At 67.4% G+C, this 21,635-nt stretch carries 17 protein-coding genes; 9 read left to right on the top strand and 8 right to left on the bottom strand.

Annotation, left to right across the window (positions count from 1 at the left end; all coding sequences use genetic code 11):
* Positions 1-196: 196 nt before the first annotated feature.
* Both P3W85_RS09120 and P3W85_RS09115 read left to right on the top strand, forming a co-directional pair.
* A complete protein-coding gene (locus P3W85_RS09120; protein ID WP_276264539.1) occupies positions 197-1,738 on the top strand; it encodes a methyl-accepting chemotaxis protein in 1,542 nt (513 codons plus the stop codon).
* A 183-nt stretch (positions 1,739-1,921) separates the two neighbouring features.
* Positions 1,922-4,948, top strand: coding sequence for a transglycosylase domain-containing protein (locus P3W85_RS09115; RefSeq protein WP_276264538.1), 3,027 nt, complete (start codon positions 1,922-1,924; stop codon positions 4,946-4,948).
* 41 nt (positions 4,949-4,989) lie between these two features.
* On the opposite strand, the gene P3W85_RS09110 is transcribed toward P3W85_RS09115, so the two are convergent.
* The 3 genes from P3W85_RS09110 to P3W85_RS09100 form a co-directional block, all read right to left on the bottom strand.
* Entirely contained in the window at positions 4,990-5,169 is a 180-nt protein-coding gene (locus P3W85_RS09110) for a hypothetical protein (RefSeq protein ID WP_017231319.1), read from the bottom strand.
* A gap of 132 nt (positions 5,170-5,301) precedes the next feature.
* Entirely contained in the window at positions 5,302-6,435 is a 1,134-nt protein-coding gene (locus P3W85_RS09105; protein WP_276264537.1) for a DUF1275 domain-containing transporter, read from the bottom strand.
* A 26-nt stretch (positions 6,436-6,461) separates the two neighbouring features.
* The gene (locus tag P3W85_RS09100) at positions 6,462-6,713 is read right to left on the bottom strand and encodes an HPr family phosphocarrier protein (RefSeq protein WP_276264536.1); all 252 of its coding nucleotides are present in this window, start codon (positions 6,711-6,713) and stop codon (positions 6,462-6,464) included.
* 349 nt (positions 6,714-7,062) lie between these two features.
* Between P3W85_RS09100 and P3W85_RS09095 the strand changes: the two genes are divergently transcribed.
* Positions 7,063-8,430 (top strand): M20/M25/M40 family metallo-hydrolase, encoded by a 1,368-nt coding sequence (locus tag P3W85_RS09095; RefSeq protein ID WP_276264535.1) that lies wholly within the window; start codon positions 7,063-7,065, stop codon positions 8,428-8,430.
* 86 nt (positions 8,431-8,516) lie between these two features.
* On the opposite strand, the gene P3W85_RS09090 is transcribed toward P3W85_RS09095, so the two are convergent.
* Together P3W85_RS09090 and P3W85_RS09085 are read right to left on the bottom strand one after the other, a co-directional pair.
* Positions 8,517-8,975 carry a (2Fe-2S)-binding protein gene (locus P3W85_RS09090; protein WP_017230065.1) on the bottom strand — a complete coding sequence of 153 codons (459 nt, stop codon included), beginning with the start codon at positions 8,973-8,975 and terminating at the stop codon, positions 8,517-8,519.
* 20 nt (positions 8,976-8,995) lie between these two features.
* The gene (locus tag P3W85_RS09085; RefSeq protein WP_276264534.1) at positions 8,996-11,275 is read right to left on the bottom strand and encodes a xanthine dehydrogenase family protein molybdopterin-binding subunit; all 2,280 of its coding nucleotides are present in this window, start codon (positions 11,273-11,275) and stop codon (positions 8,996-8,998) included.
* A gap of 161 nt (positions 11,276-11,436) precedes the next feature.
* Here P3W85_RS09085 and P3W85_RS09080 point away from each other — a divergent pair, with 161 nt between their 5' ends.
* Complete coding sequence (locus P3W85_RS09080; RefSeq protein ID WP_276264533.1) at positions 11,437-12,168, top strand: TetR/AcrR family transcriptional regulator; 732 nt, start codon at positions 11,437-11,439, stop codon at positions 12,166-12,168.
* A 40-nt stretch (positions 12,169-12,208) separates the two neighbouring features.
* Here the strand turns inward: P3W85_RS09080 and P3W85_RS09075 are convergent, their stop codons facing one another.
* A complete protein-coding gene (locus P3W85_RS09075) occupies positions 12,209-14,791 on the bottom strand; it encodes a sensor domain-containing protein (protein ID WP_276264532.1) in 2,583 nt (860 codons plus the stop codon).
* Between the two features lie 165 nt (positions 14,792-14,956).
* On the opposite strand from P3W85_RS09075, the gene P3W85_RS09070 reads away from it, so the two are divergent.
* From P3W85_RS09070 to P3W85_RS09050, 5 genes are all read left to right on the top strand, one after another.
* Positions 14,957-15,751, top strand: a complete 795-nt coding sequence (locus P3W85_RS09070) for a cobalt-precorrin-7 (C(5))-methyltransferase (protein WP_276264531.1) — start codon at positions 14,957-14,959, stop codon at positions 15,749-15,751.
* 185 nt (positions 15,752-15,936) lie between these two features.
* The gene (locus P3W85_RS09065) at positions 15,937-16,788 is read left to right on the top strand and encodes a universal stress protein (protein ID WP_276264530.1); all 852 of its coding nucleotides are present in this window, start codon (positions 15,937-15,939) and stop codon (positions 16,786-16,788) included.
* A 112-nt stretch (positions 16,789-16,900) separates the two neighbouring features.
* On the top strand, positions 16,901-17,209 hold the full coding sequence (locus P3W85_RS09060) for a hypothetical protein (RefSeq protein WP_276264529.1): 309 nt from the start codon (positions 16,901-16,903) through the stop codon (positions 17,207-17,209).
* Positions 17,191-18,141 (top strand): cation diffusion facilitator family transporter, encoded by a 951-nt coding sequence (locus P3W85_RS09055; RefSeq protein ID WP_276264528.1) that lies wholly within the window; start codon positions 17,191-17,193, stop codon positions 18,139-18,141. The genes P3W85_RS09060 and P3W85_RS09055 overlap by 19 nt, the downstream gene beginning before the upstream one ends.
* Before the next feature lie 78 nt (positions 18,142-18,219).
* The gene (locus tag P3W85_RS09050) at positions 18,220-19,623 is read left to right on the top strand and encodes a DHA2 family efflux MFS transporter permease subunit (protein ID WP_276264527.1); all 1,404 of its coding nucleotides are present in this window, start codon (positions 18,220-18,222) and stop codon (positions 19,621-19,623) included.
* A gap of 54 nt (positions 19,624-19,677) precedes the next feature.
* On the opposite strand, the gene P3W85_RS09045 is transcribed toward P3W85_RS09050, so the two are convergent.
* Positions 19,678-20,991, bottom strand: a complete 1,314-nt coding sequence (locus P3W85_RS09045) for a HipA domain-containing protein (protein ID WP_276264526.1) — start codon at positions 20,989-20,991, stop codon at positions 19,678-19,680.
* The gene (locus P3W85_RS09040; protein ID WP_346430251.1) at positions 20,991-21,251 is read right to left on the bottom strand and encodes a helix-turn-helix domain-containing protein; all 261 of its coding nucleotides are present in this window, start codon (positions 21,249-21,251) and stop codon (positions 20,991-20,993) included. The genes P3W85_RS09045 and P3W85_RS09040 overlap by 1 nt, the downstream gene beginning before the upstream one ends.
* Positions 21,252-21,635 lie beyond the last annotated feature (384 nt).

The raw sequence follows: 21,635 nt of genomic DNA, 5'->3' as shown, positions 1-21,635 counted from the left end.
GGTCAGTCCGCTAACGGCCGGCGGCGTCCAGACTTGACCGGGCGATGGCGTATTGTTTGAGCTAGATCAAGTGCGACAGGCCGTCCGCGGGATGCAGGGCGCCTGTTCCGGCACACAGCGCGGCGCCAGTTCAAGTTTTGTTGCGTTGCACCGATAGAGAGGGCGTCCCCCTCCAGCGAACCGCCCCCTTCGCATCATGATCGCAAGCCTCACCATCCGCGCCCGTCTCATTGCCACGGTTTCCCTGTTGTTCCTGCTTGCGCTCGGCATAGGCGCGGCCGCCTTGCTGGGCTTGCGCGCCGCCAACCAGGCACATGAGGCCACCTATTCGAACCAGCTCGCCTCGGCCCTGGCGCTGGGCGAGGCGGATCTGAGCCTGACCCGGGCCCGCACCGCGCTGGATCGCGCCATGCTTTATCCCGACAGTCCCGAGGCATCCGGTCTGCTGGAGCGCACCGAAGAGCTGGTGGCGCGCTCGGATACCGCGTGGAAGCGGTTCATGGCCTTGCCCCGCGACAGCGAGGAGGACCGCCTGGCCAGCGAGGTCGCCGGCAAGCGGGAGGCCGCCAACCGCGATGGCATTGCGGCCATCATCGCAGCGCTGCGTGCCCGTGACCGTGCCCTGGCCGACCAGATCATGGATGGCAGGCTTTCCAGGCTGTTCCGCGATGCCAATGACAGCAGCCTCAGGCTGAGCCAGTTGCAGCTCAGGATGGCGGCGGGCAATTTCGATGCATCGCAGGTGGCGTACCGTCAATTCCGCAACGGCGTGATTGCCGCCATCGTGCTGTCGCTGCTGGTGGCGGCCGCCTGCGCGGTGTTTCTGCTGCGTGCCATCGTTGGCCCGCTGGAACTGGCGCTGCGGCAGTTCGACCGCATCGCGCAGGGCGATCTCAGCCACCCGGTGCGGGTGACGCGCCGCGACGAGATGGGCCGCCTGCTGGAAGGGCTGGGCCGCATGCAGGGCAGCCTGGCCACTACCGTGGGCCGCGTGCGCGACGGCTCGGAGGCCATCACCGCGGCCACGCGGCAGATCGCCGCCGGCAATGCCGACCTCTCCGGCCGTACCGAGGCGCAGGCGGCATCCTTGCAGGAAACGGCGTCCAGCATGGAGCAGATGACCTCCACCGTCCGCCAGAACGCCGACAACGCGCGCCAGGCCAGCCAGCTCGCAGTCAGCGCGGTCGAGGTGGCGCACCAGGGCGGTGCGGTGGTGGGCGAAGTCATGGCCACGATGGGCGATATCAGCGCGGCGGCCAAGACCGTGGCGGAGATCATCGGCGTGGTCGACGGCATTGCCTTCCAGACCAATATCCTTGCGCTCAATGCCGCCGTGGAGGCCGCGCGGGCCGGCGAACAAGGGCGCGGCTTCGCCGTGGTCGCCGGCGAGGTGCGCAGTCTGGCGCAGCGCAGCGCGGGGGCTGCCCGCGAGATCAAGTCCATGATCGAGACCTCGCTGGCGCATGTAGCGACCGGCAGCGGCCTGGCCGGGCGGGCCGCAAGTACCATGGAGGACGTGGTGGCGGCGATTCGCCGCGTGACCGACATCATGGGCGAGATCGCAGCCGCGTCGCTGGAGCAGAGCAGCGGCATCGAGCAGGTCAACCGGGCGGTGACCTCGATGGACGAAGCCACCCAGCAGAATGCCGCGCTGGTGGAGCAGGCCACTGCCGCTGCGGCGTCGCTGCAGGACCAGGCGCGCCAGCTCGACCAGGCCATTGCCGCGTTCCGCATATAGGCTGACGGGGCGGGCGGGGCGGCGCGCCATGACGCCGCACGCGCACTTTGTACGTTAGGCCCCATTGAGCTAGGGTATACGCGGTGACGAACGCAGCGTAACAGTGCCATCGTTGCCAGCAGGCGGCCGGCACAGGCCGAAGCGCCGGGCTGCCCCCGGTTTCCTCGCAAACGGACCTGAATCGTGCGACGTCGTCTCTGGCCCAGGCTCCTGATACTGGCCCTGCTTGCGGGGGGCGCGTACGTGCTTGGCGCCGTGGTCGCCGAGGAACTTGCCACCTCGCGGCTGCAGGCGCGCTACTTTGCGGCGCGGGCGAAAGGGGTCGCCTTTGCGGTACAGCCCGGCCCGAGCGATCGCATCCGCTTTCCGGAAGACGGTCCCTATGACGTGCGCTTCGGCTATAGCCGGCTGCCGCAGTTCACCGAGTTGCTGGAGGCGCGCGGATTTCGGCGCGAACACCAGGCGCGCTGGTCGGACAGGATGCTCGAGCTGACCGATTCCGGCCTGTTCGCGCCATACCGCGAAAAAACCCATGCCGGCCTGGACCTGCTCGACTGCAATGACGAGCCGTTCGGCCCCCCCCGGCTGCCGCGGCGGGACTATGCCAGCTTCGGCGCGGTTCCGCCGTTGCTGGTGAGCGCCTTGCTCTTCGTCGAGAACCGCGACCTGCTCGACCCCGAGTTTCCCATGCGCAATCCGGCGCTGGATGTGCGCCGTTTTGCGCGCGCCGCCATGGACCAGGGCATGCACTTCTTCAATGAGAAGCACGATGCGGCCGGCGGCAGCACGCTGGCTACCCAGATCGAGAAATACCGCCATTCGCGCGCGGGCCGCACCGGTTCGCCCAGGGAAAAGATCAGGCAGATGGCCAGTGCGTCGATACGGGCGTACCTGGACGGGCCGGATACGGTCGCGGCCCGCCAACGCATCCTGGTCGATTACCTGAACACGGTACCGCTGTCTGCCCGGGCCGGCATCGGCGAGATCAACGGGCTGGGCAACGGGATGTGGGCCTGGTACGGGCGGGATTTCGACGAGGCCAACCGGCTGCTGGCGAGTGCCGTGGGGCCGGGGCCCGGCGCGGGCCAGGCCGAGGGCGAGCAGGGCCAGCTGCAGGCACGGGTGTTCAAGGAGGCCCTCTCGCTGATCATCGCGCAACGCGGGCCATCGCACTTCCTGCGGCGCAATACCGAGGCGCTGGCAGCGCTGACGGATAGCCACCTGCGCCTGCTCGCCGCCGCCGGCGCCATCCCGCCATGGCTGCGCGACGCCGCGCTGGCCCAGCCCTTGAAGCTGTCGCCCGCCGCGCTGGACCGCCCGGAAATCTCGTTCGTGGCGCGCAAGGCCATCAGCGGTGTCCGTTCCGACCTGTTGCGCTATCTCGGGCTGGGCAGCAGCTATGAACTCGACCGCCTCGACCTGACGGCGCACAGCACGATCAACACGGCGCTGCAGCGTGTCGTCACCGACGCACTGCTGGCGGCGGGCACGCGCGACGGCGCCCACGCCGCCGGGCTGTATGGCCACAACCTGCTGCGGGAGGGCGACGATCCCGGCAAGCTGGCCATGAGCTTCACGCTCTATGAACGGGTCGCCGGCGCGAACCTGCTGCGCGTGCAGGCCGACAACCTCGATCTGCCTTTCGACCTGAACCGCGGCGCCCGGCTGAACCTGGGCTCGACTGCGAAGCTGCGCACGCTGGTGACTTACCTGGAGATCATCTCGGAGCTGCATGAGCAGTATGCCGGCATGTCTGCCGCCCAGTTGCGCGAAGTCAGGCCGGCCCCGCTCGATGCGCTGCGCCTGTGGGTGGTGAACTACCTGCTCACCGCCTCCGACAAGAGCCGGCGCGCCATCCTGGAAGCCGCCATGCAGCGCCGCTACTCCGGCGGCGCGGGCGAGGCGTTCTTTACCGGCGGCGGCCTGCAGACGTTTACCAATTTCGAGCGCTGGGAAAGCCTGAAGATCATGCCGGTCGAGGAAGGCTTCAAGCACTCGGTGAACCTGGTGTTCATCCGCCTGATGCGCGATATCGTGCGCTACGAAACCTACCGGCTGCATCCCGACGCCGACGAGTGGCTGAACAACCCGGATGCGCCGCAACGGCATGCCTACCTGGTGCGCTTCGCCGACAAGGAGGGCAGCGATTACCTGCGCGCCTTCTACCTGAAGTATCAGGGCAAGACGCAGGCGGAGGCGGCCAGGCGCGTGCAGGAAGGCCGGACCCTTACCCCTTTGCGGCTGGCGGTCACGCTGCGCAGCATCGATCCCGACGCAGACCTGGCCCAGTTCAGCAAGGCGATGCGCGCAGGCCTGCCGCACGCGCCACTGACCGACGACATGCTGGCCAAGATGTACCGCAAGTACGGACAGGACAAGTTCAACCTCAACGATCGCGGCTATCTGGCGCACGTGCATCCGCTCGAGCTCTGGCTGCTGGACTATCTGCGCCAGCGGCCCGACGCCAGTCTCGACGAAGTATTGCGCGACAGCACCGCGCAGCGTCAGGAGGTGTACGCGTGGCTGTTCAAGACCCGGCATCCCGGCGGCCAGACGCGCCGCATCCGCAGCCAGCTCGAGCGCCAGGCATTCGGCGAAATCGCGCGCCGCTGGCAACGGCTGGGCTACCCGTTCAGCGCCATCACGGCGTCCTACGCCTCGGCGATCGGTGCGGCGGGCGACCGGCCCGCCGCGCTGGCCGAACTGGTGGGCATCATCCTGGCCAATGGCGTGCGCCAGCCGGCCAGTGCCTTGCGGAGCCTGGATTTCGCCGCGGGCACGCCCTATGAAACCGGATTCGGGCTGGGCACGCAGGGTACCCGGTTGCTGAGCGAGGATATTGCCGACGTGGTGCGCGCGGCGATGATCGGCGTGGTGGACAGCGGCACGGCGGGTTCGCTCAAGGCGGCGATGAGCGGCAGCGGCGTGGTGGCCGGCGGCAAGACCGGCACGGGCGATCACCGCTTTGAGGTCTACGGGCCGGGCGGCCGTCTTATTTCATCGCGCGTGGTCAGCCGGTCCGCCACCTTCGTCTTCTTCCTGGGCGATCGTTATTTCGGCAATGTCACGGCCTATGCGCACGAGCCCTATGCCGCGCGCTATGCCTTCACCAGCGCCTTGTCGGTGCAATTGCTGAAATCGCTCGCGCCGACCATCCTGCCGCTGGCGCGGGATGGCGGCACGCGTCCCGCGCTGGCATGCCGGCATTGAATCCGCCTGGCCGCCGGCAGGGCGGCCGGACAAGGACGGCGCTAATCCCAGCCGTGGCGACGGGCGCAGTACTCGTCTTCGGACGCCTGCGCGTCCCGTTCGTATTCGGCGATCACCTGCAGCGTGGCCGACTGGAGCAGGGAGCCCGCGGTCAGCGTGGCGGCAAGCTCGCGCAGGCCTTGCAGGCAAATGGCGGTGCGGGTCGGGGCTTGTTCCTGCATGATGCGTTGCTGGCTCGAAGATGGGCCCGACGCGTGGCCCGATGCTTCGATTGTAGGGAGCCTGCGCCTGCCCGAATGCAAAGCAATGTGTCGGCTCGCACCTTCAAGGCGCGAGGCGGCGCATCAGGCCTGTCAGAGCCATGAAAAGTATCGTGCAAGCAGCCCGGCGGCCAGCAGGGTGCTGCAAATCCACAACACCACGATCACCGCCGCGGCGACGCGGCTGCGCGGGCGTTGCGCGGCCGCCACAGCCGCGGCGCGGAACTCGCCCATCAGTGGCGGGGGGATCATCCTGATGGTCAGGATGACGCCGAGGGGAACCAGCACGACGTCGTCGAGATAGCCCAGCACGGGAATAAAGTCGGGAATCAGGTCGATCGGCGACAGGGCATAGCCGGCCACCAGCAGCGCCATCGCCTTGGCATGCCAGGGCGTGCGCGGGTCGCGCGCGGCCAGCCAGAGGGCGTGCACATCGCGCAGCACCTCGCGGGCCCACTGGCGTCCTTGCCCGGCCAGGCGCAGCAGGCGGGCGCGCAGGTCGTCCATGACCGGCACCACCGCCAGCACCAGCAGCAGTGCCGCCAGGACGAGCGTGGCGCTGAAGCCCAGTTGCTTGAACCCCAGCGCACCGGCAACGCCACCCCCGAAGAACAGCGCCACCAGCGTGGCCAGCACGCGCAGCTTGGGGCGGTTGGCCAGCACCACCGGCGTGGCCGGGTCGGCCCTGGCTATGTTCCAGTAGAACAGCTTGCCGATTTCGATGCCGATATCGGTAATCATGCCGGTGATGTGGGTGGTGCGGATCTCGGCGTTGGAGATCTTGGTGATCAGGGCGTTCTGCAGGCCCATGATGAAGCACAGCACCATCACCGTGGCCGGCACGAACAGCCATTGGCGGGTACCCAGGTTGCCGCCCAGCAGGCCGAAGCAAAGGAGCAGCAGGGCTTCCAGCATCAGCGGCAGGGCGTATTCGCTATGCAGCCGTTCGCGCCGCGCCCAGTTGATCAGGACTGCCGAGGTGGCGGCGCCAGCCAGGAACGACAGCAGGGCCCCGAGCCCCTCCAGGATCAGCCCGGCCTGGCCGAGCGCCAGGCGGTCGGCCATGGCCGAGACGATGCCGGTCATATGCGAGGTGTACTGCTGCACCGCGAGGAAGCCGCCGGCATTGGTGGCCCCGGCCACGAAGCTCAGATAGCCGGCGAGCCGGCGGTTGGCCAGCTGGCTGCGGCGCTGGCCGGTCAGGCTGCGCAGGTAGGCGATCGGCATGGGGGCGGTATCCGTGGGGTGGCCGCTCAGTCGGTCAGCAGTGCGCAGATGACGCGCAGCGCTACCGATTCGTCCACGCCGCTGGCCTGGATGCGCAGGCGGAGCCCTGCGCGCGACGACAGATGCATGACCTCCTTGACGTTCTTGGCGTTGGCCGTGTAGTCGTTGCTGCTCAACAGGATATTGCACTCGAACTGGCTGGCCGTCTTGGTCAGCCGGTCGGCCCTGCGGCCCTGCAAGCCGTGGGGACTGGACATTTCAATCGTTGCTTCTACCACGGCACCCTCGGTCGAACCTCGATAAAGCGTGGATATCGGAGACTGCGGGCACGGGTGGCGCAGAGGCCGGGAATGGCCTCGCCCCACAGGGTTGCCTGTCAGCCAGCATGCGATGATAACCCGCCGCATCCTACTGATCGACCCGGTGAACGGGAAAGCGTTCGCAAGCCTGTGTGCGATACCGGGCGGTCAACTGGCTGGCCGGCTGTTTTGCAGCCATTGGCCAAGCATGCAGCATGACGCACGCGGCGGGTCCGCTGCTGGCAGAATAGGGGGGCGCCGGCTGCCCGCAGTCTCACCTGCGTGCCAGCCCATCTGTCAGCCAACTTCCCGGAGCCTTCGCCAAATCATGCAAGCACGCCTGCCATCCGCTGTCGCCCTTGTTCCTCCGCTCCGGCTGGTGTTGCCGGCGCTGGTTCTGGCCGGCGGTCACGCCTTTGCGCAATCCATCCCGGTGCCCGCGGTGTCGCCGGCGGTGGAGCGGACCTATGCCAGCCTGGAGGCCGCCCCGCTGGTCAAGAAGGTACTGGCCGACGTGAAGGCGGACGACGCGCGCTCGCTGGGAGACCTCAAGGCAATGACCGAGATCCCGGCGCCGCCGTTCAAGGAAAAGGCGCGGGCCGAATATTTCCTGGGCAGGCTCAAGGCGCTCGGCCTGGCCGACGCGCATATCGATGCCGAGGGCAATGTCATCGGCATTCGCAAGGGCGCCGGGAGCGGCCCCCGGCTGCTGGTCTCGGCCCATCTCGACACGGTGTTTCCGGAAGGCACCGATGTCACGGTGAAGCCGCGCGACGGCAGGCTGTATGCGCCGGGCATCTCGGACGACACGCGCGGCCTGACCGTCCTGCTGTCGTGGCTGAAGGTGCTGAACGACAACCAGGTCCGCACCGTCGGCGACCTGGTGTTCGTGGGCAATGTCGGCGAGGAAGAGCTGGGTAACCTGCGGGGCATGAAGGCCGTGTTCCGCGAGCATCCGGACATCGACGGCATGGTCGGGCTGGAGCCCGGGGTGGGCGACCGGGTGCTGACCCTCGGCACCGGCAGCCATCGCTACGAAGTCACTTTCCGCGGCCCGGGTGGCCACAGCTTCGGCGCTTTCGGCCTGCCCAGCGCCATCCACGCCATGGGACGCGCCATCGCCAAAGTCGGCGACGTGCGGCCGCCCGAGGATCCCCGGACGACCTTCACTGTCGGCACCGTGAGCGGCGGCACCTCGGTCAACGCGATCGCAGGCGATGCGCGCATGAGCGTGGATATCCGCTCGAATGCCACGCCTGCCCTGCTGGAGACGGAAAAGCAGATCATGGCGGCCATCGACGCCGGCGTCGCCGAGGAAAACCGGCGCTGGCATGCCAGCCAGGCCGCCAGCCAGATCACCTACCAGGTACGGCTGATCGGCGATCGTCCCGCCGGGCACACCCCGGCCGATGCCACCATCGTGCAGGCGGCGGTGCGCGCCATCAAGGGCTATGGCAAGGGCACGCCGAGCCTGCGCGGCGCCAGCACCGACGCCAATGTGCCGATGTCGCTAGGCATCCCCGCCATCATCATCGGCAGCGGCGGCAAGACCGGCGGCTTCCATGCGCGCGACGAGTGGTACGACCCGGCCAACGCCTGGGAAGGCGCGCAGGTCGGGCTGACCACGGTACTCGGGCTGGTGGGTGTGCAGGGCGTGAGCCAGCCGCTGCTGGAAAAGCGCGCGGCGGCGAAGTAGCGCGGCGGCCCCAGGCTGCCAGTCCGGCGTTCGAGTTCGGCCAAGGGCGGGTTCCAGCAGACTGCCGCGGCCGCAGCGCGCGCAACCTAGGTTTTTTGTCCTAGCGCCGCTTTGTGGATCGCCGCCCGTATGCGCGGATACGTGCCGCAGCGGCAGATATTGCCGGCCATGGCGGCGTCGATGTCCGCGTCGGTCGGCTGGGGTGTCTGCCTGAGCAGGGCGCAGGCGGACATCAGCTGTCCGCTCTGGCAGTAGCCGCATTGCACGACATCCAGTTCCGTCCACGCTGCCTTCAGGGCCTGCGCCTGCGCGCCTTGCAGCCCCTCGATGGTCGTGACCTCCCGCTCGCCCACGGCGGAGACCGGCGTCACGCAGGAGCGGACCGGCGCGCCATCGAGATGCACCGTGCAGGCGCCGCACAGGGCCATGCCGCAGCCGAACTTGGTCCCGGTCATCTTGAGTTCGCCGCGCAGCACCCAGAGCAGCGGGGTGTCGGCCTCGGTCTGCACATTGACCACCTTGCCGTTGATCTTCAGTGAGAGCATGTCAGTCTCCAGGGGCCGGGTCAGGCCAGTTGCAGGGGAAGGGCGCGCAGGCGCTGGCCAGTGAGGGCGAACAGCGCGTTCGCAATGGCCGGGGCGATCGGCGGGGTGCCCGGTTCGCCAACGCCTTCCGGAGGGGCCTGGCTCGGCATGATTTCGGTTTCGATCGCCGGGCAGGCATCGATGCGCAGCACCGGGTAGTCATGGAAATTGCTCTGCTGCACCTGGCCTTCGGCAATCGTGATCTCGCCATACAGCGCCGCCGAAAGGCCGAAGACGACCGCGCTTTCCATCTGCTGGCGGATCAGGTTCGGGTTCACCGGGGTGCCGCAATCGATCACGCAGACCACCCGGTGCACACGGATGCGCTTGTCCGGGCCGAGCGAGACCTCGGCCACCTGCGCGACAATCGAGCCGAACGACTGGTGCAACGCCACGCCGCGCGCCCGCGGGGCGCCGTCGGCGGCGGGCGCAAGCGGCTTGCCCCAGTCCGATAGCGCCGCGGCGCGCTGCAGCACGGCCAGGTGCCGGGGGTGATGCGCCAGCAAGCCAGACCGGAAGGCCACCGGATCCTGGCCCGCGGCAACGGCCACCTCATCGACGAAACTCTCCTTGAAGAAAGCCTGGTGCGAATGCCCCACCGAGCGCCAGAAACCCACCGGCACGGGCAGCTCGACGATCTCGTGCCCGATCCGCGCGTTTGGCCATTCATAGGGCTGGTCGAAGGCGCCTTCCGAGGTGGTCTTGTCGGGACCGGCAGCCGGCAGGCCAAAGCTGCGCGCCAGCACATTCGGCATGATGGCCTGGCCGGCCGAGGTGTTGTGCCAGGCGACCAGCTTGCCAGCCTTGTCGAGGCCCGCCTTGAAGCGAGAGACACAAGCCGGCCGGTAAAAATCATGCCGGATGTCCTGCTCCCGCGACCAGATGGTCTGCACCGGCCGGCCTTCCACTTCGCGCGCGATGGCCGCGGCCTGCGAAATGAAGTCGGCCTCCAGGCGCCGGCCAAAGCCACCGCCGAGCAACTGCACCTTCAAGTCCACCTTGTCGGCCGGAATGCCCAGCGCCCTGGCGGCCTGGTCGCGTGCGATACGGGGCACCTGCGTTGACGCCCAGACGGTGGCCGCCCCGTCCTTGAGCCGCACCGTGCAGTTGGCCGGCTCAAGCGCTGCGTGCGCCAGGTAGGGCGCGTGATATTCCGCAACGACCGTCCTGGCCGCCGTGGACAGGGCGGCATCGACGTCGCCGTGGCTGTAGTAGGCGTGCCCCTGGGCTTCATCCAGCGTCTGGGCCAGTTGCCGCTGGATGGCCGCGCTCGATGCCTGCGCGGCGGCGCCGTGGTCCCACTGCACGGTGACCTGCTTGAGCGCACGCATGGCGCGGTAGGGCGTATCGGCAATGACGGCCACGCCGCCGCTGCCGCCGTTGTGCGCACCGACCTGGATCACTTTGACCACGCCGGGCAGCCTTGCCGCCGCCGTCCCGTCGAAACCGGCCACCGTGCCGCCCAGGGTCGGGCACATTGCGACACTGGCATAGAGCAGGCCGTCCGGCAGGACGTCGATGCCGAAGCGCGCCGAGCCGTCGAGCTTCGATGCCGCTTCAATGCGGCGTACCGGCTGGCCGACAAGCTTGAAGCGTGCCGGATCCTTGAGGGCCACCGTGTCGGGCCGTGGCTGCCGCGCGGCCAGCGCCGCCAGTTCGCCGAAGCTGGCCGTGCGGCCCGAGGCATGCAGCACCTTGCCGGCCTCGGCACGGCATTCGCCCGCCGGCACCTTCCACTGTTCGGCGGCAGCGCTGATCAGCATCGCGCGCGCCGAGGCGCCGGCTTCGCGCATGGGCAGCCACAGGTCCTTGATGCTTGACGACCCGCCCGTCATCATCGTGCCGATCTCGCGCATGAGCTTGCGGGTCATCCATCCCGCCGCCGTCTTGACGGCGCCATCGTCGTCTGGATGAAAAGGCAGTCCATCGACGGTGGCCGCCTGGTTGTTGTAGATCTTGTCGATCGGCGAGTGCTCCACCCTTACCTGGGCCCAGTCGGCGTCGAGTTCCTCGGCCAGCAGCATGGCCAGGCCGGTGTGCACGCCCTGGCCCATCTCTGACTTGCTCATCATCACCGTGACGGTGTTGTCGGAAGCCACTTTGACCCAGCCGTTGAGTCCCGCCTGCGAATCATCCAGCGGCAGCGGATCGGCCGTGACCAGGCGCTGGCGCGGCGGCATCACCGACCAGCCGACCACCAGCGCGCCCATGGCCCCCGCGATGCCGGCGCTGCGGAGCAGAAAGGTTCTTCGGTTCAACATGGGAGGTCTCCGGGTGCCGCATAAGATACCGGGCTTGGTCCTGGCCAAAGATCGCGCGTTGTAAAATCGCTCGCCCCTCCTTGGCAGGTTGCAGTCCATGGCCTGCGTATCTTATGTTTTATGTTGTCAGTGGCAACATACCATAGCAACGGATGTAACCCATGTCAACATCGAGGCTCGACGATGAGTTCAACCCGCCTTCCACTGCCGGCCAGCGAGGCGCGGCGAAAGGCGCCGCAAAGCGCGCGGGCGCGGCACGGTACCACCATGGCGACCTGCACGCGGCCTTGAGAACCGAGGCCGAGCGCATCCTCAAGACGCGCGGCGCGACGGAGGTGAGCCTGCGGGAAGTGGCGCGCGGGGTGGGGGTATCCCACGCCGCGCCATACCGTCACTACGCCAACCGCGAGGCCCTGCTGGCCGATCTGGCGGCGCGCGGCTTCGAGCGCCTGCATGCGCGTTTCGAGGCGTTGCCGCGACGCGTCAAGGCAGCGCGCCGCTTTGCGGCCTTGCTGCAGGCTTACCTGGAGTTTGCGGCAAGCGAGCCTGCCATCTACCGGCTGATGTTCGGGCCGGACCTGCGCAAGGCCGATCATCCGCAACTGGCGCAGGCAGGCTACCGGGCGCTCGACGTGGTGCGCCGGGCCATAGAGGCGCTGGATATCCCGCCGCCGGCCACCGCGGAGGCAATGGCGGCCTGGAGCCTGGCGCACGGGCTCGCGCTGCTGATCCTCGACCAGCGCCTGGAGTTCGAGCCGGGCGTGGACGAGCCCATGGAGCATCTTGCGCTGGTCAGGCGGGCCGCCGATATTTTCATGGCGGGCTTGCAGGCTGGCCGGTTGAGCGCCGCGGTGGCAAAACCGGCCGGAGCCGCACCGAGACGCAAGCCATGACACGCCGCGCCATGGCGGCGCGGCGTCTTTGGCTACGCGATCAGCGCTGCGAGTGCCGGTCGCCGGGCTCGGCCGGTGGCCGTGGCGTGGCGATCCACTGGGCCACGGCGGCGGCATCCAGCGGGCGGGAAAACAGATAGCCTTGTCCCATGCGGCAGCCCTGCGATAGCAGGAAGCACCGCTGCGCTTCGTTTTCGACGCCCTCGGCGACCACCGCGAGTTTCAGGCTGTCGCCGATGCGGATGACGGCGCTGGCCAGTTCGCGGGCGGCGGCATCGCTCTCCAGGTCGATCACGAAGCTCTTGTCGAGCTTGAGCTGGTGCACGGGCAGCTGCCGGAGATAGCCAAGGCTGGAGTAGCCCGTGCCGAAATCGTCCATGGACAGGCGTACGCCCTGCGCGTGGATGGCCGCGACAGTGGCGGCAAGGCTGGCGTCGTCCTCCATCAGCAGGCCCTCCGTCATCTCGAGCATCAGCGCCTCGGCGGGCAGGCCATGGCGGGACAAGGTCTGCGCGACCTGCGCCGGCAGCGTCGGGTCGCGGAAGCTGGCGGGCGAGATATTGACCGATATGGTCGGCACCGAGAGCCCTTCGCGGCGCCAGGCGGCGAGTTGCGCGCACGATTGTTCCAGCACCCAGCGGTCGAGTGTGCCAATCAGGCCGCTGTCTTCGGCCAGCGGCACGAAACGGGCGGGCGAGACCGTGCCGAAATGCGGGTGCTGCCACCGGACCAGGACTTCGAGGCCGTAGAGCCGTCCATCCCGCAGGAACACCTGGGGCTGGAAATTGAGGTGCAGCTCTTCGCCGATCAAGGCCTCGCGCAGCGCAGACTCCAGCGCCAGGCGTTCCTGGGCGGCCCAGTTCATCTCGATGCTGAAGAAGCGGAACAGGTTGCGTCCAGCGGCCTTGGCATCGTACATGGCCATCTCGGCGCAATGGAGCAGGTAGTCCAGCGCGTCGCCGTCGACCGGAAACATGCTGATGCCGATGCTGGCGGACGGCGCGATGCTGACGTGATCGATGCGCAGCGGCTGGCGTAGCGCGGCCAGGAGGCGTTCGCCCGCGGCGATGGTCTGCGTGCGGTCGCTATTGGGCAGGACCAGCGCGAATTCGTCGCCCGAGAGCCGGGCCACCAGCGCGCCGTCGCCGGCCTGCGCGGCGAGGCGCACGGCGACTTCGCGCAGCAGCTTGTCGCCGCCGGCGTGGCCCAGCGAATCGTTGATATGCTTGAATCGGTCCAGGTCGACGAACAGCACGCTGAGCGTGGCGCCGGCCTGCTGCGTGGCAAGCAGCAAGGTGGCAGCCTGCCTTTGCAGCAGGCTGCGGTTGGGCAGGCCGGTCAGCGAGTCGTAACGGTCCAGTTGCAGGATGCGTTCCGCCGCCTCCTCGCGTTCGAACGCGAGCTTGCACAGCGCCACGCAAACCTCGACCAGCTGCAGGTGAAAGGCATCCGGCCGGCGGACCGTCCGGTAGTAGAACGCCAGCGTGGCCAGCACACGCCCGTCGCCCGCCTTGATCGGATAGGACCAGCAGGCCGCCAGGCCGAGCGGCAGCGCCAGGTCGCGATAGCCATCCCACAGCGGGTCGGTGGCGATGTCGCTCACCACGACCGGTTCGCCGAACCAGGCAGCCGTGCCGCAGGAGCCGGTCATGGGGCCCGCGTTCAGGCCCTCCAGCGCCGCACAGTAGTGCGGCGGCAGGCCGGGCGCGGCCAGCGTATGCAGGCGCCGGTCGGCGTCCACCCTCAGCACGGACGCGATCACGGCGGGCGCCACGCGTTGCACCTCCTGGCAGATCAGTTCCATCACCGCCGGCAGCGGCTGCTCCATCACCATGGCATGCAGCACTTTGCGCTGCAGCAGTTCGTAGGTTTTCTTCTGCGTGATATCGGAGAGGATGACGATGCCATGATGCTGCGCGCCGTCGGCCCGGCCCAGGTGCCTGACCGTGGCCGAGACCCATAGCGGGCTGCCGCAGCGCGCATAGACCAGCGCTTCGTGGCGCTCGGTGGCGGCAGTCGGGCGCGGCGTCTGCAGGCGGTGCATCACGGCCGGATCGGTGAATTCGCCGGCCAGCAGTTCGGCAGGCGTCTTGCCGGCCATCTCGCCGGGCGTAAAGCCCAGCATGCGCGTCAGGCCGGCGTTCGCGTAGACAATGCGCCAGTCGGCATCGACCACGAGGACGGCGCTGTCTATTTCGTCGGCGATCACCGATAGCAGCGGATGGCCTTCGCGGCTGGCTCCGGCAGACTCCTTCACCAGCAGGGTGTGCAGCGTGGCGTCTCCCAGGCGGGTACGGGATTCGGCGACGTAGCCAAAGCGCAGCGTGCCGTCGCGGCGCTGAATCTGCACGGCGGGTAAAGGACTGAGGCCTTCGCTATCCGGCCCGGGTCCGGCGGCGTGGGCGGCGTTGCCGATGCCTGGCAGCCGTTGCACGAGCGTATCGATATGCATGCCGACGACTTGCGTCCGGCATGCGCCGTAAAGTGCCTCCGCCGCGGCGTTCAGGAAGATGACGCGGTTGTCCGCGTTCAGGACGAAGACGGCGTCGGTTGCCTGCTCGAGCGAATTGCGGAACAGCTGATGGGGGTCGGCTATGCTGAGCGCTTTGTCTCTGTCTGGCATGAGTGAGGTAAACGTCGCTAAAGGCCGCGATGCCCGCCTGGCCCGTCTGGGCTCGCGAGACATTGACTCGGCTCTGATGCAGCTATCGGCATTCGTAGCCATATCCTGAAGTTTTTTTGGAATCGCTCCGGGGCGCGGCCCGCCCGCCGATACCCCCGGATCGCCATGACGGAGCGTGAGCGCGCGCAAATCCGCGCGCGGCTTGGCATAATTGCGCCCTGTCCGGACGGGGCGCGATGCGCGCCCGTTCTTGTCGATACGGGAGATTTCATGATCATCTGCGCCGGCGTAGGCCCCGGGCACCTGGACTTCCTGACGCATGGCGTAGCGGAACTGATCCGCGGCGCCGATATCGTGGCCGGCTTCGATGCGGTGATCGAGGTAGTGCGGCCGCTGCTGCCGCAGGGCGCGCGGGTCGTGACCATGGGCTATCAGGACCAGGTGGCCCGGCTCGACCGGGTCGCCGCCGAGCATCATGCCGGCCGGCGCTGCGTCGTGCTGTTCATGGGCGACATGCATTTCAGCGGCTTTCAATACCTGGAGCGGGTCGAGCGGGCATGCGGCCATCCGGTGGATACGGTGCCCGGCATTTCTTCCGCCCAGGTGCTGGCCGCGCGGGGCAAGGTCTGTTTCGACGAAACCACATTCCTGACGTTTCACCGCCGCGGCGACCTCGAACCGTTCAAGCGTCATCTCGTGCACGTATTGGCGGACCAGCGCAACGCCATTGCGATTCCTCGGCCCTGGGATTTCATGCCCAAGGACATCGCCGCCTGGCTGCTTGCCCAGGGCGTGTCCCCCGGGCATCCGGTCGAAGTCTGGGAGAACCTTACGCTGGCCGACGCCGCGTGGCGTGGCACGTTGGGCAGTTGCACGCAGGCGTTCAGCGACATGAGCATCATGCTGATCCGCGCCCTGGCGCCAATGCCCAGCCAGATCGAACCCCCGCCGCACCCCTGAGCCACGTGCCGGCGGTGCCGGGCCGGGGAGGCTTGATCTGCCGCAACGGCTGCGCATTGCCCGCTTGCACTGCCCTGGCCAGGGAGTAGAGTCCATCCGGAATGGTTGAATAGCATCAGCACCGGCACCGGCACTGCCATGGCAACGGCTCCAGCTAACATTACCGGCACGGAGGAACAAACATCATGGATTTCAAGACCCTGCTTGTCGAACTCGGATCCGACCCTGGCTGCGCGGATCGCGTGGCCTTTGCGGCGGACCTGGCGCAGCGCGCCGCGGGACATGTGATTGGCCTGACGGCCACCGGCATGCGCCTGGAGCCATTCCGGGGCGCGGGCGACGAGGCCGGGCGCTACGCCGAGCTGGCAAGGCGCCAGCTGCTGGCGCAGGGCGCCGAGGCCGCCGCCGCCTTCCAGCGCGCCATGCACGAGGCGGCACCCGGCGTGGGCTTTACGCACCGGATCATCGAGGACGACGCAGGGTGGGCGCTGGCGCAGCAGGGGCGCATGGCCGATCTCGTCGTGTTGGCCAGGCCAGCCGGCACCGATGGCATGCCGGTGCTGGTGGCGCAAACCGCCGAGTACGTCCTGCTCAATGCCGGCCGACCGGTGCTGCTGGTGCCGCAAGGTGTGCGCCGCCTGGTTTGCCAGCATGTGGCCATCGCATGGGACGGCGGGCGGGAAGCCGCCCGGGCCGTGGCCGATGCCATGCCTCTGCTGCGGCAGGCCAGCCGTGTCACCGTGGTGGCCGCGTCCAGTACGCATGACCGCACGGTCACGCACAGCGCGCCCGACGTGCACGGTGCCCACGCCGGTTTGCGCGACCAGCTGGAGCGGCAAGGCGTCGCGGTCGCGATGCATGCCGTGCAGGGAAGCCACCGGGTGGGCCAGCTCCTGCTGGAGGCGGCGCGGCATTTGCAGGTCGACCTGCTGGTGGCCGGCGGCTACGGCCACGCGCGCCTGCGCGAGCTGGTGACCGGGGGAACCACGCGTACCCTGATGCGACATGCCGACATGCCGGTGCTGATGTCGCACTAGGCGGCCGGCGGTCCCTGCTACCTGGCAGGGCCCGTGCGCGGATTCGATATGCAAATGCATGTCAGTTAGATTCGCGTAGCGCAACCGACCGCCTTGCCCCGGCTTCCCATCCATGGATCGGGCAGGGGCTTCCATCCTGAACAGCGAAGCGATGCGGGCCGCAAGCGCCGGCATCGTCGCTCCGGCCTTGCCATTCAAGACCCGTCAACCGGTTTTCGTCCCGGCATTTCCGGAACCGGTGCGCAAGGACGCGTGCGCGCCGAAGGTTTACCGCGCACAATCACGCCTGCGGCGCGGACGCGCTTGTTCGCGCCGCGCGGTAACCGATTTTCGAACCAGCGGATCGGCGAGCCAGCGCACCGCGACCAGACAACGAATGAACGAAATGATGGAGAGAGGTCGATGCAAGTCGATGTTGTGAGCGACGAGGCCGGGGTGGATCCGCAGGCACGGGCCCAGGCCGCGAGTCGCAGCACCTGGGTGAGCGTGGCGGTGAACATCCTGCTGACCTGCATGCAGTTGCTGGCCGGCGTGGTGGCCGGCTCCCAGGCCTTGATCGCGGATGCGATTCATTCGCTTTCCGATCTGGTCTCGGATTTCGTGGTGCTGTTCGCCAGCCACCATAGCCGCAAGGGCGCGGATGCCGATCACCACTATGGTCACCAGCGTTTCGAGACCGCCGCCGCGCTTGCGATCGGCGTGCTGCTGCTGGCGGTCGGGGCCGGCATGCTGTGGTCGGCCGTGCAAAAGCTGGAGCATCCGGAGCTGATCCAGCCGGTCAAGTCCGTGGCGCTTTGGGTGGCATTGGGCGCGCTGGTGGCCAAGGAACTGCTGTTCCGCTACATGCTTGCCGTAGCCGAGCGCGTGCGCTCCAGCATGCTGGTCGCCAATGCATGGCATGCCAGGTCCGATGCGGCCTCCTCGCTAGTGGTTGCGGTGGGGATTGGCGGAAATCTGCTTGGCTATCACATGCTCGATCCGGTAGCGGCGCTTGTGGTCGGCCTGATGGTGACCAAGATGGGCTGGAGATTTTCCTGGGACGCCTTGCATGACCTGATGGATCGCGCAGTGGACGAGCGGAGCGTCGAGGCGATCCGGCTGGCCATCCTTGCGACGCCGGGCGTGGCGGGACTGCATGACCTGAAGACGCGCAAGATGGGCGATGCCATCCTGGCGGACGTGCACCTGGAGATCGACGGCGCGATCACGGTGGAAGAGGGGCACCGTATCGCGGTGGAAGCCCGCCTGCGCGCACTGGAGGTGCAGGACGTGCTGAACGTGATGACCCATGTCGACCCGGTGCGCTTGCCGCGGCCGCCAGCCGTGGACCCGGCTCGCGCGCGGGCGGCATAGGCGTTGCCCCGTATTTCCGCATTGCGGCAGCGCCACACAATCCGCCCCATGGACCCATCGCAAAATCCCTCTTCTTCGATGAGATTCCTGCCTTATCTCGTCGCCGCCACCTTCTTCATGGAGTACCTGGACACCACCGTGCTCGCCACTGCCTTGCCGCAGATGGCGCATTCGTTCGGGGTCGGGCCGAATGACCTGAGCCTGGGCATGACGGCCTACATGCTGGCGCTCGCCGTGTTCATCCCGATCAGCGGCTGGATTGCCGATCGCTTCGGGTCGAGGACGGTGTTCGGCGGCGCGATCGTCGTATTCACGGTGGCCTCGGTACTGTGCGGCGCGTCGAACGGCCTCGTCGAGTTCACCGCGGCGCGGGTATTGCAAGGGATCGGCGGCGCGATGATGGTGCCGGTCGGGCGGCTGATCGTGGTGCGCAATACGGACAAGCGCCAGCTGATCAAGGCCATTTCCACCATCACCTGGCCTGCCATCGTCGCGCCCGTGGTCGGGCCGCCGATTGGCGGCTTCATTACCACCTATGCCTCGTGGCGCTGGATCTTCCTGCTGAACGTACCGTTTGGCATCGCGGCGCTGATCGCCACCATGACGATGATCCGCAACGAGCGCGCGAGCGAGCGCCGGCCGCTCGATATCGTCGGCTTCCTGCTGAGCGGGGCGACGCTCACCTTCGTGCTGTACGGTACGGAACTGGCAAGCCAGCAAGGCTCCAGCCTCGCCACGGCCGCAGGCTTCGTGGCCGCGGGCATCGTGCTGGGCGTGATCGCCGTGCGGCACGCGGCGGGGCGGGCGCATCCGCTGCTGGATTTCACGACGCTGCGCGTGCCGACGTTTTCTGTCACGGTGATCACCGGATCGGTCACCCGCATCGGCATTGGCGCGGTGCCGTACCTGATGCCGCTGCTGTTCCAGGTCGGCTTCGGGCTCTCCGCGTTCCGCTCGGGACTGTTGCTGCTGGCCAGCGCGCTGGGCAATCTCGGCATGAAGGCGCTCACGACCCGTGTGTTGCAGCATTACGGCTTTCGTGCCACCGCGATCGTCGATGTCGTCTTTGCCAGCGTGTTCATTGCGGCGTGCGGACTCCTTACGCCGCAGACGCCGCTCGCCGTCGTGCTGTTCGTGGTGTTCGTCTACGGCGTGACGCGCTCGATGCAGTTCTCGACCCTGGCAACGCTGGCTTACGCCGATATCCCGCAAGCGCAGATGAGCAGCGCCAACACATTGTGGAACGCCGCCCAGCAGATGACGATCGGCCTCGGCATCGCATTCGGCTCGCTGTCGCTGCGGATGGCGGCGTCGATACGCGGCGAGGCAAGCGAAACGCTGCATTTCACGCTCGGCGATTTTCGCTGGGCCTTCCTGTTCGCGGGCGCGGTGACGCTGGTGTCGCTGATCGGCTATGTGCGGCTTGCGCCCGATGCGGGACGGCATCTGGCGAGCGGGCAGGGCGCGCAGCGAGCGCGTTAATGCCGGCCCGCCATCGCCGCGGGCCCTGCCGGCCGCCATCCGGGCCGCACTCTCTTACAGCAGCGATCCGTCCACCGCCAGGATATCCGGCGCCATGTCCACGAGGATGGCGGCCTGGCGCTGGACCAACGCGGCGATCGCATGCGCCATATCGCGTTCGTCCTCGATGTACAAGGGATCTGCTGCCTGTCTTGCGGCGTGCATGGCCGCTGCACGCGCCAGGCTTGTCATGATCCGGATGGCCGTCGGCCGGCGGATGCCGATGCGCGACATGAAGTCCGCGAAGGCAAAAGGCGTGACCCGGGCCATGTCGAATTCATCGCCAATCGCCATCGCAAGCTCATGCATGAACCGGTCGTACTGGACTACCGAGACCAGATCGTAGAAAGGGGCGGGCGTCAGGCCCGCCCGCGTGCAGAAGAACGAGAAGTTCTTGCCGTGCGCGTCACTGTTGCCGATCAGGAACTGGAAGGTGGCCCATTGCAGTATGATGCGCTGGGCAATGGCCCGGTCGACCGTCTTGTCCCGCAGTGAAAAAAGGCGTTCGAAGCTGATGCCGTCGCGGATGGCCGCAACGTCCTTGGTGGCGCCGAAATTCCGCTCGTACTTGTAGCTCACCGGAAGATCCAGCGCCTGGCAGGCGTCGACGATATGCAAGCGCCTGACTCCGCCGTTTTCCTTCATGCGGTCGAACCGCGTGACCAGCAGGATCGGGCTGGGAATGCGGCGAATCGACACCGGCGCAACCGGCAAGCCAAGGCGGCCTGCCAGCGTCATGCAGAAATGCTCGTTGGCTACCATGCAGGAGGCCGAATCGTGGGCGGATTCGGGTTTGACGATGTGGGTCGATGCCACGGCTGCCCCGTCGGCCAGGTACATGCGATCCCCATCCATGAACACGGCCAGCTTGTCCTGGTGGCCGGCGATGGACAAGCGCACCCGGCCGTCCCAGACGGAGAAGGGAACCTGTTCCCGTTCGCGTATGCGCTGGTTCAGCTCGTCGGCGGAGATCTCGCGCAGCCGTGGCGCCACGGGCTGCGGCGGTGCATCGGCATGAAAGCTCAGCGCGCCCGCGGTCTCGCCGCCGAGCTGGCGGATCAGGCCGTAGACGTTGTTCTTCGAGACTTGACCATAGACCGAGGCGATGTCCAGTGCCCGGCCCTCGGGAAGCAGGTTTTCGATGAAGCGCCTGATGCTTGCCGAACCCGCCGGCTGGTCGAACGGGATCGCAGGCGACAGCGGGTAGCCCCGGGCGGCAGTACGCCAGGCCTCGTCATAGGCAAACGAGAAGCTGTCCTCCAGCGCATCGTAGTGGACCGTCCCCACCAGATCCGGCCCGTCGTACACGGAGAGGGGATGCGTGGCCATCAGGCACGCTCAAGGGGAAAAAACGGCAGGTCGATATCCATCAGGGCGGCTTTGGGCCCAAGGACCATGCCCAGGCCCAATCCCGCGAGGACGAGCAAGAGCTTGTCGGTCTGCACGGGGCGGCCATTCTCCAGTCTCGATAGAAGACTCGCCGACACGCCGCAAAAGCTCGCCGCGTCGTCAATGCGAAGCGCTTGCTCAAGGCGGCGGTTGCGAACGAGCGCCCCCAGTTCGGCAAGGGTGGAGATGCGCGGCTGCACTGACGGTATCGAGGGGGGAAGCTGACGAGCCATGTGATGTGAATTCCCGGATACCCAGATTCTGTACGTTATTGTTTCCTTCTACGAAAACAATTGCCGTGCCAGGCAGTGGTTGAGCATTGTTTTTTGATAAAGAAACTATAGTCCGGCAAGCATAGACGGTCAACGTTATTTCCGATTACGGAAACTACGACTATCACTGCGCGTATATACACCATGGTTTCTTTAAACGGAAATTTAGTGGTGTATAGTGCTCATTCCCCGTGCCGCCGCATCGCCTGGCCAGGCCAAAGCCAGAACTCCCCGCGGAACTCTCGAGAGGCAGATCAGTCACACCATCCATATCCACCGGAGTCAACGCAAAATGATCCTGTAAGCCCGCTT

Source organism: Cupriavidus basilensis (assembly GCF_029335485.1).
GTDB classification, from domain to species: domain Bacteria; phylum Pseudomonadota; class Gammaproteobacteria; order Burkholderiales; family Burkholderiaceae; genus Cupriavidus; species Cupriavidus basilensis_E.
This window is presented reverse-complemented; position numbering and strand designations above follow the sequence as displayed.